General features: G+C 69.8%; 14 protein-coding genes and 1 pseudogene. 9 read left to right on the forward strand and 6 right to left on the reverse strand.

The annotated features are described in order from the left end of the window. The first annotated feature begins 68 nt into the window (after positions 1-68). The 7 genes from ettA (at position 69) to E1287_RS24520 (ending at position 6,603) form a co-directional block, all read left to right on the forward strand. A complete protein-coding gene (gene ettA, locus E1287_RS24490) occupies positions 69-1,733 on the forward strand; it encodes an energy-dependent translational throttle protein EttA (RefSeq protein WP_131967398.1) in 1,665 nt (554 codons plus the stop codon). Positions 1,734-2,334: 601 nt separating this feature from the next. Beyond that, entirely contained in the window at positions 2,335-2,886 is a 552-nt protein-coding gene (locus E1287_RS24495) for a sigma-70 family RNA polymerase sigma factor (protein ID WP_165969165.1), read from the forward strand. Further along, positions 2,883-3,575, forward strand: a complete 693-nt coding sequence (locus E1287_RS24500; protein WP_131967400.1) for a hypothetical protein — start codon at positions 2,883-2,885, stop codon at positions 3,573-3,575. Before E1287_RS24495 ends, E1287_RS24500 begins: the two co-directional genes overlap by 4 nt. 90 nt (positions 3,576-3,665) lie before the next feature. Beyond that, a complete protein-coding gene (locus tag E1287_RS24505) occupies positions 3,666-4,103 on the forward strand; it encodes a thioesterase family protein (RefSeq protein WP_131967401.1) in 438 nt (145 codons plus the stop codon). Further along, the gene (locus E1287_RS24510; RefSeq protein ID WP_131967402.1) at positions 4,100-4,696 is read left to right on the forward strand and encodes a GNAT family protein; all 597 of its coding nucleotides are present in this window, start codon (positions 4,100-4,102) and stop codon (positions 4,694-4,696) included. The genes E1287_RS24505 and E1287_RS24510 overlap by 4 nt, the downstream gene beginning before the upstream one ends. A 116-nt stretch (positions 4,697-4,812) precedes the next feature. Beyond that, positions 4,813-5,034, forward strand: coding sequence for a hypothetical protein (locus E1287_RS24515; RefSeq protein ID WP_131967403.1), 222 nt, complete (start codon positions 4,813-4,815; stop codon positions 5,032-5,034). Between the two features lie 162 nt (positions 5,035-5,196). Beyond that, positions 5,197-6,603, forward strand: coding sequence for a S28 family serine protease (locus tag E1287_RS24520; RefSeq protein ID WP_243719412.1), 1,407 nt, complete (start codon positions 5,197-5,199; stop codon positions 6,601-6,603). 94 nt (positions 6,604-6,697) lie between these two features. Here the strand turns inward: E1287_RS24520 and E1287_RS24525 are convergent, their stop codons facing one another. The 4 genes and pseudogenes from E1287_RS24525 to E1287_RS24540 all read right to left on the reverse strand — a co-directional run bounded on the left by E1287_RS24525 (position 6,698) and on the right by E1287_RS24540 (position 10,309). After that, entirely contained in the window at positions 6,698-8,269 is a 1,572-nt protein-coding gene (locus E1287_RS24525) for a glycoside hydrolase family 13 protein (RefSeq protein WP_131967405.1), read from the reverse strand. A gap of 24 nt (positions 8,270-8,293) precedes the next feature. Continuing rightward, a pseudogene (locus tag E1287_RS24530) lies at positions 8,294-8,659 on the reverse strand (globin); the annotation flags it as partial. Between the two features lie 61 nt (positions 8,660-8,720). Beyond that, entirely contained in the window at positions 8,721-9,722 is a 1,002-nt protein-coding gene (locus tag E1287_RS24535) for a mechanosensitive ion channel family protein (protein WP_131967406.1), read from the reverse strand. Positions 9,723-10,027: 305 nt separating this feature from the next. After that, on the reverse strand, positions 10,028-10,309 hold the full coding sequence (locus tag E1287_RS24540; RefSeq protein WP_131967407.1) for a hypothetical protein: 282 nt from the start codon (positions 10,307-10,309) through the stop codon (positions 10,028-10,030). A gap of 403 nt (positions 10,310-10,712) precedes the next feature. On the opposite strand from E1287_RS24540, the gene E1287_RS24545 reads away from it, so the two are divergent. Continuing rightward, positions 10,713-12,329: an XRE family transcriptional regulator gene (locus tag E1287_RS24545; protein WP_243719413.1), complete on the forward strand. Its 1,617-nt coding sequence runs from the start codon at positions 10,713-10,715 to the stop codon at positions 12,327-12,329. 6 nt (positions 12,330-12,335) lie between these two features. After that, positions 12,336-12,947 (forward strand): GNAT family N-acetyltransferase, encoded by a 612-nt coding sequence (locus E1287_RS24550; RefSeq protein WP_131967408.1) that lies wholly within the window; start codon positions 12,336-12,338, stop codon positions 12,945-12,947. Positions 12,948-13,233: 286 nt separating this feature from the next. On the opposite strand, the gene E1287_RS24555 is transcribed toward E1287_RS24550, so the two are convergent. Beyond that, positions 13,234-14,010 carry a methyltransferase domain-containing protein gene (locus E1287_RS24555; protein WP_243719414.1) on the reverse strand — a complete coding sequence of 259 codons (777 nt, stop codon included), beginning with the start codon at positions 14,008-14,010 and terminating at the stop codon, positions 13,234-13,236. Then, positions 14,007-16,109 carry a prolyl oligopeptidase family serine peptidase gene (locus E1287_RS24560; protein ID WP_131967409.1) on the reverse strand — a complete coding sequence of 701 codons (2,103 nt, stop codon included), beginning with the start codon at positions 16,107-16,109 and terminating at the stop codon, positions 14,007-14,009. Before E1287_RS24560 ends, E1287_RS24555 begins: the two co-directional genes overlap by 4 nt. Between the last annotated feature and the right edge of the window lie 257 nt (positions 16,110-16,366).

Below are 16,366 nucleotides of genomic sequence, written 5' to 3' on the forward strand. Positions count from 1 at the left end.
GCTGAGGGGGGCTCGGTGGAGGTGGACACTGCAAGGAACACCTTCTGGGACCCTCTAGGCTTGAGGATATGGCCGAGTACATCTACACGATGCAGCGTGTGCGCAAAGCACATGGCGACAAGGTCGTCCTGGACGACGTCACCCTGCACTTCCTTCCAGGCGCGAAGATCGGTGTCCTGGGACCGAACGGCACCGGTAAGTCGACGCTGCTGCGCATGATGGCCGGTCTGGAACAGCCGTCCAACGGGGACGCGCGCCTCATGCCCGGGTTCACCGTCGGCATGCTGCAGCAGGAACCGCCGCTGAACGAGGAGAAGACCGTCCTCGGGAACGTGCAGGAGGGCGTCGCCGAGACCAAGGCGATGGTCGACCGGTTCAACGAGATCGCCGAGAAGATGGCGACGGACTACTCCGACGAGCTGATGGCGGAGATGGGCAAGCTCCAGGAGCAGCTCGACCACCGCAACGCGTGGGATCTCGACAGCCAGCTGGAGCAGGCGATGGACGCGCTGCGCTGCCCGCCCGGCGACGCCGAGGTGACGAAGCTGTCGGGTGGTGAGCGGCGCCGCGTCGCGCTGTGCAAGCTGCTGCTCGAAGCCCCTGACCTGCTGCTGCTGGACGAGCCCACCAACCACCTCGACGCCGAGAGCGTCCAGTGGCTTGAGCAGTTCCTCGCCAAGTATGAGGGCACCGTCCTGGCCGTCACCCACGACCGGTACTTCCTCGACAACGTCGCCACGTGGATCCTGGAGCTCGACCGGGGCCGCTGCTACCCCTACGAGGGCAACTACTCCGTCTACCTGGAGAAGAAGGCCGAGCGGCTGAAGGTCGAGGGCAACAAGGACGCCAAGCGCAAGAAGCGCCTCCAGGACGAGCTGGAGTGGGTCCGGTCGAATCCGAAGGCGCGGCAGACGAAGTCCAAGGCCCGCCTGGAGCGGTACGAGGAGATGGCCGCGGAGGCCGCCAAGACCCGCAAGCTGGACTTCGAGGAGATCCAGATCCCGCCGGGCCCGCGCCTGGGCAACACGGTCATCGTCGCGGACAAGCTGACCAAGGGCTTCGACGACCGGGTCCTCATGGACGATCTGACGTTCAACCTGCCCCCGAACGGCATCGTCGGCGTCATCGGCCCGAACGGCGTCGGCAAGACCACGCTCTTCCGCATGATCATCGGCGAGGAGCAGCCGGACGGCGGCGAGCTGCGGCTCGGTGAGACGGTCAAGGTGTCCTACGTCGACCAGGGACGCGGCGGCATCGACCCGAAGAAGACGGTGTGGCAGGTCGTCTCGGACGGTCTCGACCACATCAACGTCGGCCAGGTCGAGATGCCGTCCCGCGCCTATGTCGCGGCGTTCGGCTTCAAGGGGCCCGACCAGCAGAAGCCGTCGGGCGTCCTTTCCGGTGGCGAGCGCAACCGCCTGAACCTGGCGCTGACGCTCAAGCTGGGCGGCAACGTCCTGCTCCTGGACGAGCCGACCAACGACCTTGACACCGAGACCCTGTCCAGCCTGGAGAACGCGCTGCTGGAGTTCCCCGGCTGCGCCGTGATCACGTCTCACGACCGGTGGTTCCTGGACCGCATCGCCACGCACATCCTCGCGTGGGAAGAGGGCTCGAACTGGTTCTGGTTCGAGGGCAACTTCGCCGACTACGAGAAGAACAAGATCGAGCGCCTGGGCGCCGACGCCGCCCGCCCGCACCGCGTCACCCACCGGAAGCTCACCCGCGACTGATCCCCGGCCGTCCCCCAGCCGAGGCCGCCGCTTAACACCCCAAGGCCAGTGAAGACTGGCCTTGGGGTGATCTGCGCTATAGGACGCATCCTGTCGGTGCGGCTTTGACTCTGTGGTGTTGAGCGCCGGCTGGGCCAAGACGCAGTGGACTACGGTGTCGGCATAATCGGGCATTTGGGGCGCGCATTTAGATTGGTCTCCGGGTGGTGCCGCCTCGGGACGGCTTTTGGTGTGCCAGATCACTTCCGGGACGCGGAGGTGGCGCGAATTTGGTTTGAGGCCGTACGAGAACGTCGGCATTTTCCAATTCGGTCGTGTTCCTGACATCGGGCATCAACGCAGGTTGGACGCCCGGAGGCCCGCTGTTGGTATGACCTGGCGGTCATTGATGTGCCGATCACGCTCCGATATCGGCGCAGGTGGTGAGGTTATTTGAGATGGATGTCAACGTTTGTGACCTCTGGCGGCAGTTATGTGCGTAACACTGCTGGGGCGGAAGTCGCTCTCAGCATCACGCGGATACCCGAGGAGTGCCCGTGTCCGAGTCGCTGTCGTGGGAGGTCGCCGTGGTCGTCACGTCCACCGGCTGGGGAGCGGCGCGGTGAACGCGGACCCCGCTGACCGGGAGGCCCGCGAGACGCTGTCGTCGTTCCCCGCGTTCTACCGCCACTGGATGCCGCGCATCACCGGCTACCTGCGGTCCCAGACGTCCGACGGGCGCTGGGTCGAGGACATCGCGCAGGAGAGCATGCTCGCCGCGCAGCGCCGATGGGACGAGCTCGTCACCTACGACAAGCCGGGCGCCTGGCTGTTCCGGGTCGCGACGACCATGCTGCGGCGCTGGCAGGCGAAGGCGCGCGAGCAGTGCACGTCCCTGGACGACATGATCACGCGCGGGGACGCAGGGCTGCCGAGCGCCGGTGAGCGCGGGACGGACGGACGGCTCGACCTGATGGACGCCGTCCGGAGCCTGCCGCGCCGCCAGCGGGAGGCCGTCGCGCTGCACTGCCTGCTGGAGTTCCCGATGCCGGAGGTCGCCCGGATCCTCGACATGAGCGAGGGCTCGGCGAAGACCCACGTCTATCGGGCGCGCAGGCGGCTGGAGGAGCTGCTGCGCGAGCCGGCGGCGGTCGAACTGGAAGGCCGGAGATGAACCTGGACGCCGTCCTGGCCGCCGCCGCGTCCGCCATCGCCCGGATGCCCGAGGCCGAGTTCGCGGTCGGCCTCGCGCGGCTGGAGGAGGAGTTCCGGCGGCTGCGGTTCGACGACATCGCCTGCGCGCGGCACGCGGCGTTCGTCGACTCCCTGGACCTGGACCGGGCCGCCTACGAGCTGGGACGGCGCCACGACGCCGACGGGAACCTGGGCGAGGCGGCGCGCTGGTACCGGGTCGCGGCCCGGAGCGACCACGCGGACGCCGCGCTCCGCCTCGGCCGGACGCTCGACCTGCTCGCCGACCGGTGCGCGGCGACCGGTCCCTACAGCGTCCAGCGGGAGGAACTGCACCTGATCACCGAGGCCGCGCAGGCGTACGCGGAGGCCTACGCGGCGGGCTACACGGAGGCCGCCGACCGGATCGACGAGATGCTGGCCGCGTTCACGCGCAGGCAGCGGTTCCCGGACCGCCGGCAGCCCGATTCCGGGCCCGACGCGGCCCGCTGCGCGCACGTCCGCGACTTCGTCCCGGCGAACGGCGTGCTCACCGACGAGGAGATCCAGGAGCTCAGCCGGCATGCCGCGCAATGCATGTCGTGCCTGGAGGACTTCGTCGGCCTGGTCCGGGCGGCGGCCTCCGCGACCCCGTCGGGGGCGGTGGCCGACCCGTTCGCGCCGGTCCGGTGACGGGACGGCTCGTGGGGAGGGCCCGGGGCCGGGAAACCTACTGCCGGTAACATCGAGCCGGACAGGTTCCCCGTACCCCCAGGCGAGGACATGCAGCAGACCGACCTGCCCGCGGCCGAGTTCCGGCACGTCTACGAGTTCCACGTCCGGTTCGGCGACATCGACTCCCAGGGCCACGTGAACAACGTCAAGTTCCTCGGCTACCTGGAGGACGCGCGGCTGGAGATGTTCCACGGCGACCCGGTCCGCAAGGGGGAGAAGCCGGTCCGCGGCATGGTGATCTCGCGGCACGAGATCGACTACCGGCAGCCGCTGCTGCCGACCGTCTACCCGATCCGGGTCGAGACGTGGGTGACCGAGGCCCGCGCCGCCTCGTTCACGCTGGCCTACGAGGTGCGGGACGACGAGAACGTCTACGCCGAGGCCACCTCGACGCTCGTCGCTTACGACCCGGAGACGCACCGGCTGCGCCGCTTCACGCCGGAGGAACGGGAGTTCATCGGACGCTACACGGCGCCCACGGCATGACCGCCCTCGCCGGCCCCCCGCCCCCGCTTGACGACCGCCTCCAGCCGGGGGTGCGGCTCCGCGTCGTCCAGATGGCGGACGCGGAGGCGCTCGCCGCGCTCTACGAGGCGAACCGCGACTACCTGCGTCCCTGGGAGCCCGAACGCGACGACTCGTATTTCACCGTCGACGGGCAGCGCGACAACCTGCACCGCCTGGTCGAGGCGTACGCGACGGGCGACATGTGGCCGGGCGTCATCCTGCTGGACGGTGAGATCGCCGGACGGATCACGCTCAACAACGTCCTGCGCGGTCCGCTGCAGACCTGCTTCGTCGGCTACTGGGTGGCGCGCCCGTATGCCGGACGCGGTGTCGCGACCGAGGCGGTCAGGCAGGCGCTGGACGTGGCGTTCGACGGCCTCGGCCTGCACCGCGTCGAGGCGTTCACGAGGGTCGACAACCACGCGTCCCAGCGCGTCCTGGAGCGGAACGGCTTCACGGCGGTCGGGACGGCCCGCCGCCACATCCACGTGGACGGGCGCTGGCACGACGAGCGCTTCTTCGAGCGCCTGGCCCCCTGGGACGACGGCATCGCCCTGACCCCGCCCAGCTGACGCTCACCTGACGCCCATCTGATTCCCGCATGCTCCCCGCGTGACGCTGTCTAGCGATCATTCTTACCGGGTATTACCGGAAAGAAGTAGTTCGTCCTCGCCAGAGAAAGCGTCACATGTCCCCTTATCTCGCTGCATGGATCTTCTGGATCCTGATGTTCTTCGCCATCGAGCTGCCCGCCGTGTTCAACCGGCAGCCGGGCGACACGCTCTCCGAACTGGTCTGGAACGTCTTCGCCATTCGCGGCAAGCCTCTCGGCTGGCAGCTGCGCCGGCTGGCCCTCGTCCTCGGGCTCGGCTGGCTGGTCGCCCACTTCCTCACCGGTGGTGCCATCTGACCGTGTCCTCCCGGACTGACCGGGTGACAACCGAGCTGTCACGGATAGATAACAAGCACAGCAGCAATCCGTTTTCAGCCCACTTCTCGCTCTAGTGTCGCGACGCGAATGTGGAGATCCCACGTGGAAGGGGCACAAATGCGGCGCGTCTCACGAGGAGCGATGGCACTGCTGCTCGCCGCGGGAGTGACCGGGGTCGGCGCCACGACGGCGCAGGCGGTCACGGACCGGGCGGACACTGCCCAGACGGGTACGGCCCAGGCCGGCGACATCCTCGACCGGCTCAAGGCGATCCCCGGAATGCAGGTGACGGAGAAGACCTCGACGTTGCCCGGCTACCGCTGGTTCTGGCTCGAATACAAGCAGCCTGTCGACCACCGCAACCCCAAGGGGCAGTGGTTCGAGCAGCGCATCATGCTGCAGCACAAGTCGACGGACCGGCCCATGGTGCTCTACACCAGCGGTTACAACACGCCGGAGGTGATGTTCACGTCCGAGCCGACCGCGCTGGTCGACGGCAACCAGATCTCGCTTGAGTACCGCTACTTCACCCCGTCCCGTCCCGAACCCACGGACTGGACGAAGGACAACATCTGGCAGGCCGCGACCGACGAGCACCGGCTCATCCGTGAACTGAAGAAGATTTACAGCACCAAGTGGATTTCGACGGGCGCGAGCAAGGGCGGTATGACCGCCGTCTACCACAAGCGCTTCTACCCGCATGACGTCGACGGCAGCGTCGTCTACGTGGCCCCCAACGATGTGAACAACGACGACGACCGCGCTTACGACGCGTTCTTCAAGAACGTCGGCGACGACCCCAAGTGCCGCGCTCACCTCAAGGCCCTCGCGCGGGAGTTCCTCGAACGCCGTCCCGCCATGCTCAAGCGCTTCAAGGCGGCCGCGGACGAGGGCGGCTGGACGTTCGAGATCCTGCGCACGCAGGACCGCGCGTTCGAGAACTCGGTGATGGACTACGAGTGGGCGTTCTGGCAGTACAGCCTGCAGTCCGACTGCGCCGCGCTGCCTTCGCTTGACGCCTCCGACGACGACCTCTACAAGTCGCTGGACACCATCGCCGGTCTCTCGTTCTACAGCGACCAGGGCCTCGCCCCGTACATCCCGTACTACTACCAGGCGGGCACCGAGCTCGGCTGGCCCTCGCCGAAGTTCAAGCACCTGCGCCCGCTGCTGCGGTACGAGAGCAGCTACCAGCCGCGCACGTACGTCCCGAGCGACATCCGGATGCGTTTCGACCACGGCCGCGCCATGCGCGACATCGACCGCTGGGTGCAGCGGAACGCGAACCACATGCTGTTCCTGTACGGCTCGAACGACCCGTGGGGCTCTGAGCCGTTCCGCCTCGGGCGGGGCAGCCGCGACTCGGCCGTGTACACCGCGCAGGGCCTGAACCACAGCGCACGCCTCATCGACAAGCTGTCCGCCGAGGAGAAGGCCAAGTCGATCGCCTTCGTCAAGCGCTGGGCGGGCGTCGAGTCCGGCGCGCAGACGCTCAAGACCGGACCGTTCGCCGACGACCCGCTCCAGCTCCAGCGCCCGCCGCTGTAGCAACCCCGCTGTAGCGAACCACTTGTAGCGGAACCTGCGGTGTGCCGTGCCGTGCGCTGACCCCTGGCACGGCCGGCACACCGCGTCCTGCTTTTCAGCCAGTGGTGAGCCACACGGCGGCGTTGCCGGGCAAGAGGTCGCCGTCCAGGGGAGTGCTGGTCAGCAGCGGACGGCCCGGCGGAAGGCGCAGCGGGTTCTCGCCGCAGTTGAGCGCGCAGGTGAGCGTGCCGCGCCTGAAGAGCACGGCCGTGTCGGGGGAGTCGAGCCACTCCATGTCCTCGGGCAGAGCGTCCCGGAGGCGGCGGCGCAGGGCCAGCGCCTCGCGGTAGAACGCCAGCATGGAGGACGGGTCGGACGACTGCGCCTCGGCGGTCATGGACGCCCACCCGTCCGGCATCGGCAGCCAGGGACGGACGCCGTCGGGCGAGAAACCATAGGGCTCCGCGGTACCCGTCCAGGGGAGCGGGACGCGGCAGCCGTCCCGCCCCACCCGTTGCCCGTTCGTCCGTTTCCAGATCGGGTCCTGTCGCGCCTCGTCGGGAAGGTCGGTCACCTCTGGCAGGCCCAGTTCCTCACCCTGGTAGAGGTATGCCGACCCTGGGAGCGCCAAGAGCATCAGCAGTGCCGCCTTAGCCCTCGCATGTCCGATGCCAGGGACGCTCTCCGGCTGCTCGTACCGGGTGACGTGGCGAACGGCGTCATGGCTGGACAGCACCCAGGTCGGCGCGGCTCCCGTAGGGGCGACGGCCTTTATCGCGGCTGTCACCACGTCACGGAACGCCGGCGCTGACCACGGGGCGAGTTGCAGGTCGAACTGGAACACCTGGTGAAGTTCGTCTGGACGCAGGTAGAGCGCGAGGTCTTCGGCGCCGTCCGTCCATACCTCGCCTATGGCCATGCGGTCGCCGTCGTATCCTTCCAGGATCTGCCGCCACTTCCGGTACACGTCGTGGACTTCTGGACGGCCGTACATGGGGCCGTTCAGTACGCGGATGCCTCGTCCGTCCAGGTCGGGATAGGACTCGTCCTTGAACAGGCCGGCGGCCACGTCGATGCGGAAGCCGTCCACGCCGCGGTCAAGCCAGAAACGCAGGATCTCCTCGAACTCCCGCCGCACGTCAGGGTGGCGCCAGTTGAAGTCGGGCTGCTCGCGTGCGTACAGGTGCAGGTACCACTCGCCGTCGTCCAGCCGCGTCCAGGCCGGGCCGCCGAACGCGGACGGCCAGTCAGTCGGCGGCGCCTCCTCGCCGCGACGTTCACCTGGCCTCCCTGACCGGAAAATGTAGCGGGACCGCTCGGGCGACCCGGGCGGAGCGGCGAGCGCCTTCTGGAACCAGGGATGCCGGTCGGACGAATGGTTCGGGACGATGTCGACGATCAGCCGGAGGCCGTGCGCATGGACGTCCTCCACCAGGGCGTCGAAGTCGCCGAGCGCGCCGAACCGCGGATCGACGTCGCGGTGGTCGGCGACGTCGTAGCCGCCGTCCGCGAGCGGCGAGGTGTAGAACGGGCTGAGCCACAGCGCGTCCACGCCGAGGTCGCGCAGGTGGCCGAGCCGGGACCGGATCCCCTGGAGGTCGCCCTCACCGTTCCCGTCGGAGTCGGCGAAGCTGCGGACGTAGACCTCGTACACGACGGCGTCGCGCCACCACGGGATTCGCGTCATACAGGGCGATCTACCCGCTTACGTCGGGGCGTTCACCATGCTCTGCGCGGCCATCGTGAAGTAGTCCCAGAGCTGCTTCTCCAGATGCTCGGGCAGCTCCAGCTCGTCCACCGCGTCCCGCATGTGCCGCAGCCAGGCGTCCCGCTCGGCGAGGCCGATGACGAACGGGACGTGCCGCATCCGCAGCCTGGGATGCCCGCGCCGCTGGCTGTAGGTGGTCGGGCCGCCCCAGTACTGGATCAGGAACAGCCGCAGCCGCTCCTCGGCGGGCCCGAGGTCCTCCTCGGGGTAGAGGGCGCGAAGGTCGGGGTCGTCCGCGACACCCTGGTAGAAGCGGTGCACCAGCCGGTGGAAGGTCTCCTCGCCGCCGACCGCTTCATAGAAGGTCACCTGTTCAGCCATAGCGCCTCCCACCCTATGTGAGAGCGGGCGCGTTGCTCACCTTGATCCACTAGGGCGCGGGGGTGGCGACCGTGACGCCCGCCTGGTCGAACGACCGCTTGACGCGTTCGCGCAGCTCGCGGGCGATGTCGCCCTGCCTGCCCGGCGCCGTCTTCAGCACGACGCGGATGACGAGGGCGTCGCCGGCGAGCGCCTGCACGCCCCACACGGCCGGGGCCTCCAGGACGATGTCCTTCCACCGCTCGTCGGCGGCCAGCTCGTCGGCGGTGGTCTGCAGGATCTCCTTGACCTTCTCGGTGTTCTCGTTGATGTCGACGGGGATGTCCAGGACGGCCCGGCCCCAGTTCTGCGACTCGTTCCCGACCTTCTTGATCTCGCCGTTCGGGACGTACCAGACGACGCCGTCCACGTCCCGCATCCGGGTGACCCGCAGCGTGACGGCCTCGACCGTCCCCTTGGCGGTGCCCACGTCGATGAAGTCGCCGACGCCGTACTGGTCCTCCAGCAGCATGAACAGCCCGGCGAGGAGGTCCTTGACGATGTTCTGCGCGCCGAAGCCGACCGCGACGCCGATGACGCTCGCGCTGGCCAGGATCGGCGCGAGGTTCAGGCCGAGTGAGCCGAGGATGCTGAACGCCGCCGTCCCCATGATCAGGACGGACGCGATGGACCGCAGCACCGAGCCGAGCGTCTGGGCGCGCTGGGCCCGCCGTTTGTTGAGCAGGGCGGGGCTGCCCTCGAAGACCGTCCGGGACCTTTCCCTGGCCCGCTCGGTCATCGTGCCCTCGGCCATCCGCACCGTGACCCTGGTGATCATGCGGTGCGCGATGCTCTTCAGGATCATCGCGATCACGAACGTGACGACGATCCAGAACAGGGTGGTGAGCGGCCCGTCGAGCCACGTCGAGAAGAACTTGGTGAACTCGCTGTTGTGCGAGACGTTCCAGACGAGCCGGCACGCGGTGCTGGGCGTCCGGTCCCCGCAGGCGGCTTCGGGCGAGCCTTCCTGCGCCCAGGGCAGGAACGACGGCGCGGCGGCGAGAAGTGACATACGGCAGACCCTCCCCGGCCATTGTGCTGCCTGGACACCTCGCCGTGGACCCGCGGCGGGCTCGGAGCCGATCGTAGGGGACGTGTCCGACCGGTTCGTCCCGAAGTCCGCGAGGTCAGCGAGGTGCCGCGGCCCGGCCGGGGAGGGCTGGTCCGGCGAGCGTGTCCCGCGAGGTCCGCGGCTGCCGCGCCGTTCCGGCCGCGGCCCCGCGGGACACGCCCGGTCTCAGGGGACGCCGCGAATCAGGCGGCGCCCGCGCTTCCCCGGGAGTCTGGGGGCGGCTCCCTCAGGAGCCTGGGATGGGGTCAGCGGCGGAGCGGTTGCAGGACGTGGGCCAGCTTCATGGCGGCGCCGCCCACGTCGTCGACGCGGTGCATGCGCTCGCCCCACGACCACCAGAAGTAGTGGTCCTTGGTCTCGGGGGCCGGTGCGCACGTGACGTCCTCCGCGAGGCTCGCGGCCTCCGGGTTCACGACGCGCAGGAACGCCGGCCCCGAGCGGGTCCTGACGACGCGGGCGACCAGGCCCTGCGTGTCGAGTTCCTGCTCCAGTGCCTGGAGGTAGCCGACGCGTCTGTCGCTGACCACCTTCGCACCCCCTCTGTCGGCGAGTACTGGTCAACTGATCAACTCTGTGAATCCGTTCAGTCACTCGCGGCGAGAATTGCAACTCTCACGGTGGCGGGTCAAGTGACCGTGCGTCCGGCGAAGTACCGGATTACCCCACCTCAGGGGAACTCCACCCCCCTGCGGAGGAAGAATCTCTACCCGCGGGGGGCGGGAGGCACCCTGGCCGCCCCTTCTTCGCCGGAATCGCTTGGCGGGCCATGTGACGAGGGTTACGCTGCGTGCGCAAGAGATTATCTGTCGTGGCCATGACCAGACCGGTCGCCGTGGCCGGGACGATCGCCCTCCCCCGAGGGGACGGCGTCCCGGCGCGACGGTGAGGAGGCCGGAGTCGATGTCGGATCCCCCTCGGAAAGAAACGGACGTGGCTCGCCGGATCCGCGCGCACGCCCTGGCCCGAGGCCGCGGTCCGGTCGAGATCGCGCAGGAGATCCACGAGCAGTGCGGGCCGCTGTTCGGCACCAGCCGCGTCAAGGCGCACCGGCTGGCGCACGGCGTCGCGCTGTCCGACATCGTCGCGCAGGTCAGAGCCCTCTACGAGGTGGACGGCAAGCCGCCGCCCCGGCTCGGGGAGACGCTGCTGTCGGCCTACGAGAGCGGCTACAAGAGGCCGGGCCCCGAATACCTGCACTACCTGTGCGCCGTCTACCGGGTGGAGCCCGACGCACTCGACTACCAGAGTCCTTGTATCTGCGGACGCGGTCACGCCGTCCGCCCGGGCGCCGCGAGCGTCCCGAAACCGCGGCCGGCGGAGCGGCACGCGGCGGCAAGCCCCGACGCGCTCGTCGGGGCGATCGTCACCAGGGCCGAAGAGCGGCCCTGGGCGAATGTCAACGACCTACGGGGCCACAACCGCGCTGACGGCCCCCTGACCATTGATGTGGGAGAGGAGGACATCGTGCTTCGTAGGACCCTTCTGCAACTTCTGGCCGGAGCGGGCGTGGCGCTCGACGGTCAGTTCCTTGGGGCGGTCGACAACCTGCGCCGCAAGATGGACGACACGCTCGTCGGCGCGACCGTCTCGCCGACCATGCTCGACCAGTGGGAGGAGACCACCTACGGCTACGGCCAGCAGTACCAGGCGACACCGTCCTTGCGGATGCTCTGCGACGTGCTGCTGGACTTCAGCGAGGTGCGGCGCATGTGCGACAAGCGCCAGCCCGTCGAGCTGCAGGAACGGCTCTGCCGGATCGCGGCGCAGCTGTCCGGGCTGTCCGGCCTGATCATGATCAATCTCGGCGACCACCGGCTCGCCCGCTCGTTCTTCCGCACCGCGCGCACCGCCGCCGACGAGACCGGCGACCGGCAGCTGCGCGCCTGGGTGACCGTCCGGGAATCGCTCGTGCCGATGTACTACGGCGACCCCCGCGAAGCGCTGCACCTGGCCCGCAAGGCCCAGGACCTCGCCGGCCGGACGCCCGGCGTCGCCGCCGCCATGGCGCCCGCCGTGGAGGCCCGCGCGCTCGGCATGCTCGCGATGCGCGGACGCGGCGACGCCGCCCCCAGCGCCCGGCGCGCCCTCGTCCGCGGCCGCTCGGTGTTCGACCAGCTCTCCAAGACCGACACCAGCGACCTGGTGTACGGGTTCACCGACCGGCAGATGGCGTTCTACGAGGGCGACACGTTCACCAGCCTCGGCGACCACAAGCACGGCGACGAGGTGCTCAGCCACGCCCTCACCCTGTACTCGCCGACCGACCGCGTCGACCTGACCCTCGTGCGCCTCGACCGGGCCATGTGCAAGTTCCACGCCGGCCTCCCGGACGCCGCGCTCGCCGCCGGGCAGGAGGCCATCCTCGACCTGCCGGCCGACCACCGGTCCGACATCCTCGTGCACCGCGCCCGCCAGATCGGCGCGGCCGTCGCCGCCAAGCACGGCGAGACTCCTGAGCTGAAGGACTTCCGGGAGGCCCTCGCCGGACCCTGGGTGACGAGCCCCGCGCAGGGACGCCCGTCCGTACCTCCGTCCGAGCAGGTTTGACCCGGCATGGGCACCCCTGACAGCACGCCCTGGCAGGACCACCCCGCCCGCGCCCTCGTCAGGCTCCAGGACGAGCCCCCCGTGTGGGGGTACCGGGAGCTCCGGCTGCGCCGCTACGGCGCCGCCGACCACGCCGCCGTCCTCGCCCTGCACCGCGAAGGCCTCGCCCAGGTCGGCCTGCGCCCCGGCGACGGCGTCTACTACGACCACGACTTCTTCCGCATGGAGGACATCTACCTGCGCAACGACGGCGAGTTCCTCGTCGGCGAACTCGACGGCCGCATCGTGGCCATGGGCGGCCTGCGACGGGCGGACCTCGTCCCCGGCGGCCGGGCCCGCGCCTACGGCGGCTACGCCCCCGGCGCACCCGCCCTCGACGCCGTCGAAATGGTCCGGCTCCGCGTCAGGCCCGCCGTGCAGCGCCGCGGCTACGGCACCGCCGTCGTCCAGGCCCTCGAACAGCGCGCCGCGGAGTACGGCTACCGCGTCCTGCGCGCCGACACCACCGAACTCCAAGGCCCCGCCCTCGCCCTCTACGCCAAATTCGGCTGGACGGAGACCCGCCGCGAGACCATCGGCGGCATCGTCAACATCTACATCGAGAAACACCTCCGCTGAAGACACCCGAGCCGCGGGCCCGTCCCGCCGGTGGCGCGGCCCGGCGGACACCCGCGGCTCGGGGCGGTGTTTATTTGTATTTCTCTCCTCCTTCGGGCCCGGGGCCCTCCATCGTCGAGAAACACGGTGCGATCGCTGCATCGCTCCGTCTCGCCTGGCGGCTCGCTGCGCGATCAGTTTCTTGCTTCGCTCGAAACTGCCTTCGGACGCGATCGCGGTGGTTTTGGTTGTTGCGGGGTTGCGGTGGTGGTTGGTGTCGGCGCAGTAGTCGGTGCCGGTACCTGGGTCAGGTGCGGGTTGCGCCTACCAGCTGCATGAGGGGGTAGCGGTGCTGGCGGATTGAGGTGAAGTCTCGGGTGGTCAGGGCCTTGGTTATTTCCTGGTCGCCGAAGACGGTCAAGCCGGTGGTGCGGCGGAGCAGGGTGCTGCCTATGCGGGTCGCGGGGAGGGGGGACGGGCGGCGGGAGGTGAGGATGATCAGGCGGCCGCCCGGTTTGAGGACGCGGGTCATGCCGTCCAAGGCCGTCCAGGGGTCGTCGAAGAGGTAGAGGGCGCCGAAGCAGCAGACGGCGTCGAAGGACTCGTCACTGAAGGGGAGGTTGACGGCGTCGGCGCGGATGTAGCGGATCTCGTCCTGTGTCGTGTCGGCTACGGCTCTGGTGAGCATGGTCTGGGACGCGTCCAGGCCGATGACCAGGCCGTCGCGTCCTACGCCCTCGGCCAGGGCCCTGGTGACGTTGCCGGGGCCGCAGGCGATGTCCAGGACGGTCGCCGGGTCGCCGGTGAGGCCGAGCCAGTCGCGGGCCATGGCGTGCTCGGTCGCGGTGTCGGGGCCGATCGGCCAGCCCTTGGCGAGGTTGAAGCCGATCGGGCGCCATACGCGCTCGTAGATCTGCGGCAGGAACGTCGACTGCATTGCCGACTGCGCGAGGGACGGGGGCGGTTTCGCCGAGGGGCCGAGCAGGTCGAGGTAGCCCGCCGAGACGTCCGGCTCCGCGGGCGGGTCGCGGAGCAGGTCGAGGACACGGTCCATGCCGGACGAGACGTCCATCGGGGAGATCACTCGGCTATTAGATCACGCGTCAACTCGTCCGGGAGGGCGAGTCCCGTCTGGGCGGCCATGAAGGCGAGCGTGTCCGCCATCAGGGCGATCGAGCGGCTCACCGAACGGCCGGCGTGGCCGACCTCGGGCTCGTCGCGGAGCAGGACGGGCGACTCCGACGCGGTGGTGTGCTGCAGCGCGGCGCACATCTTGCGGGCGTGCAGCGGGTCCACGCGGGTGTCTCCGGCGAACGTCGTGAACAGGACGGCCGGGTAGGCGGTGCCCGCGTGGACGTGGTGGTACGGGGAGTAGCCGATCAGCCAGCCGAACTCCTCGGGGTCGTCGGCCCGCCCGTACTCGTCGTTCCAGGTCTCGCCCAGGCCGAACCGCTCGTACCGGGCCATGTCCAGCAGCGGCGCCGAGCACACCACCGCCCGGTACAGCTCGGGACGCTGGGTGAGTGCCGCGCCGACCAGCAGCCCGCCGTTGGACCCGCCGGAGATCGCCAGCTGGGACGGGGTCGTCAGGCCGTCCGCGATCAGCTTCTCGGCGGCGGCGTGGAAGTCGTCGAACACGTTCTGCTTGCGGTCGCGCATCCCGGCGCGGTGCCACTCCTCGCCCTCCTCGGAGCCGCCGCGCAGGTTCGCGACCGCGTACACGCCGCCCGCTTCCACCCAGGCGAGGATGCTCGCCGAGTAGGCCGGTGTGAGCGAGATGTTGAAACCGCCGTACCCGTACAGAACGGCGGGGCGCGGGCCGGAGAGGCCGGGGCGGGAGGAGACCAGCATCCTGACCTCGGTCCCGTCCCGGGAGGTGTAGGTGATCTGGCGGGTCTCGATGTCGGGGACCTCGACCGTGCCCGGGGTGGAGGCCCACAGCGTCGTCTCGCCTGTGCGGGCGTCGTAGTGCATGACCGAGGACGGCGTGACGTTGTCGGTGTAGCCGAACCACGCCTCGTGGCCGCCCTCGGGGCGCTCGATGATCCCGCCGATCGAGCCCAGACCGGGGGTGGGGACGGTCCCGAGCCGCGCCCCGGTCTCCAGGTCGTGGACGGTGATCTCGCTGATCGCGTGCCGCGTCCACCCGGCCAGCAGGACCGGGCGGTCCAGATCATCGAGGATCGCGAAGTCGGTGAGGACGGCCTCGGGGTCCTGCGGGACGAGGTCCCGCCAGGTCTCGTAGGACGGGTCGGCGGGGTCGGTGACGCACAGCCGGGAGCGGGGCGCGTCGCGGTCGGTGAAGACGTAGGCGCGGCCGTCGCGTCCGACGCGCAGGCCGGTGGCGGCGTCCACGCCCTCCTGGACGGCGCGCAGCTCCGGCGACCCGGGCGGCGACGCGGACAGGTCGGCGATCCACAGGTCGTTGCGCGGCGCGGTGCCCTGCGAGGCGGAGACCGTGAGCCAGCGGCCGTCCCGGCTGACGGAGACCCCGTAGTAGTTGGTCTTGTCCATCCCGTCGCCGAAGATCAGCACGTCGTCGGTGTCGGGTTCGGTGCCGACGCGGTGCAGGTAGACGCGCCGGTGGTACTGCTCCTCGCCCTCCGGAACGTCCCGCGCGGGCAGCCGGCGCGTGTAGTAGAACGCCTCGCCGCCCGGCAGCCACGCGATCGACGAGTACCGGGCCCGGTCGATCGGGCCCTCCACGCGCTCGCCGGACGCGATGTCCATGACGTACAGCAGCGACTCCTCGTCACCGCCGGTCGAGAGCTGGTACGCCAGGCGGCGCCCCTCCTTGTCGGGCTGCCATCCGTCCAGCGTGGTGGTGCCGTCCGGGTCCAGGGCGATCGGGTCGATGAGGACGCGCTCGGAGCCGTCCGGGCCCGCCGTGTAAAGGACGGGATGCTCCTGGCCGGGCGCGCGGCGCGTGAAGAACCGGCGCTCGCCCCGCCATACCGGCGAGCCGACGCTGCCCGCGCCGAGCAGCTCGCCGAGCCGCCGCCGCAGGCCCTCCCGCGCCGGCAGCGGGTCCATGACCTTGCGGAACAGCTTCTCCTGCGCGGCGAGCCACGCCTTGGTGTCGGCGGCGTCGGGGTCTTCGAGCCAGCGGTACGGGTCCGCGACCCGGTGCCCGTGGATGTCCTCGACGATGTCCTGGCGCCGCGCGGGCGGATACGGCCTCATGGGTGCACTGTATTGGGCGTTCCGGACTGCCCGTCCCGTACACTTCGACCCGCCGCGAACGTCCGTTTGCGTTCGACCGGCCCCCTGAAGGGGGATTATTGGGGTAGCGGACGGCCTCCCTCAGACGCCACACTGATTTTGGTCGGTTCGCCCCGGGGAGGTCCTCATGGCGAGTGCGCAGGTACCGGAGACAATAATCGGGCCTCGGTGCGAGGCGCGCCCAGTCGCGCCCGCCGAGGCGACCGAACAGCACAGCC

Source organism: Actinomadura sp. KC06 (assembly GCF_004348735.1).
In the GTDB taxonomy this organism is placed as follows: domain Bacteria; phylum Actinomycetota; class Actinomycetes; order Streptosporangiales; family Streptosporangiaceae; genus Spirillospora.

What these genes read in the sequence shown, in the direction of transcription:
- ettA (WP_131967398.1), top strand. Translation starts at nt 69, where the DNA reads ATGGCCGAGTACATCTACACGATGCAGCGTGTGCGCAAAGCACATGGC.
- E1287_RS24500 (WP_131967400.1), top strand. Translation starts at nt 2,883, where the DNA reads ATGAACCTGGACGCCGTCCTGGCCGCCGCCGCGTCCGCCATCGCCCGG.
- E1287_RS24505 (WP_131967401.1), top strand. Translation starts at nt 3,666, where the DNA reads ATGCAGCAGACCGACCTGCCCGCGGCCGAGTTCCGGCACGTCTACGAG.
- E1287_RS24510 (WP_131967402.1), top strand. Translation starts at nt 4,100, where the DNA reads ATGACCGCCCTCGCCGGCCCCCCGCCCCCGCTTGACGACCGCCTCCAG.
- E1287_RS24515 (WP_131967403.1), top strand. Translation starts at nt 4,813, where the DNA reads ATGTCCCCTTATCTCGCTGCATGGATCTTCTGGATCCTGATGTTCTTC.
- E1287_RS24520 (WP_243719412.1), top strand. Translation starts at nt 5,197, where the DNA reads ATGGCACTGCTGCTCGCCGCGGGAGTGACCGGGGTCGGCGCCACGACG.
- E1287_RS24525 (WP_131967405.1), bottom strand. Translation starts at nt 8,269, where the DNA reads ATGACGCGAATCCCGTGGTGGCGCGACGCCGTCGTGTACGAGGTCTAC.
- E1287_RS24535 (WP_131967406.1), bottom strand. Translation starts at nt 9,722, where the DNA reads ATGTCACTTCTCGCCGCCGCGCCGTCGTTCCTGCCCTGGGCGCAGGAA.
- E1287_RS24550 (WP_131967408.1), top strand. Translation starts at nt 12,336, where the DNA reads ATGGGCACCCCTGACAGCACGCCCTGGCAGGACCACCCCGCCCGCGCC.
- E1287_RS24560 (WP_131967409.1), bottom strand. Translation starts at nt 16,109, where the DNA reads ATGAGGCCGTATCCGCCCGCGCGGCGCCAGGACATCGTCGAGGACATC.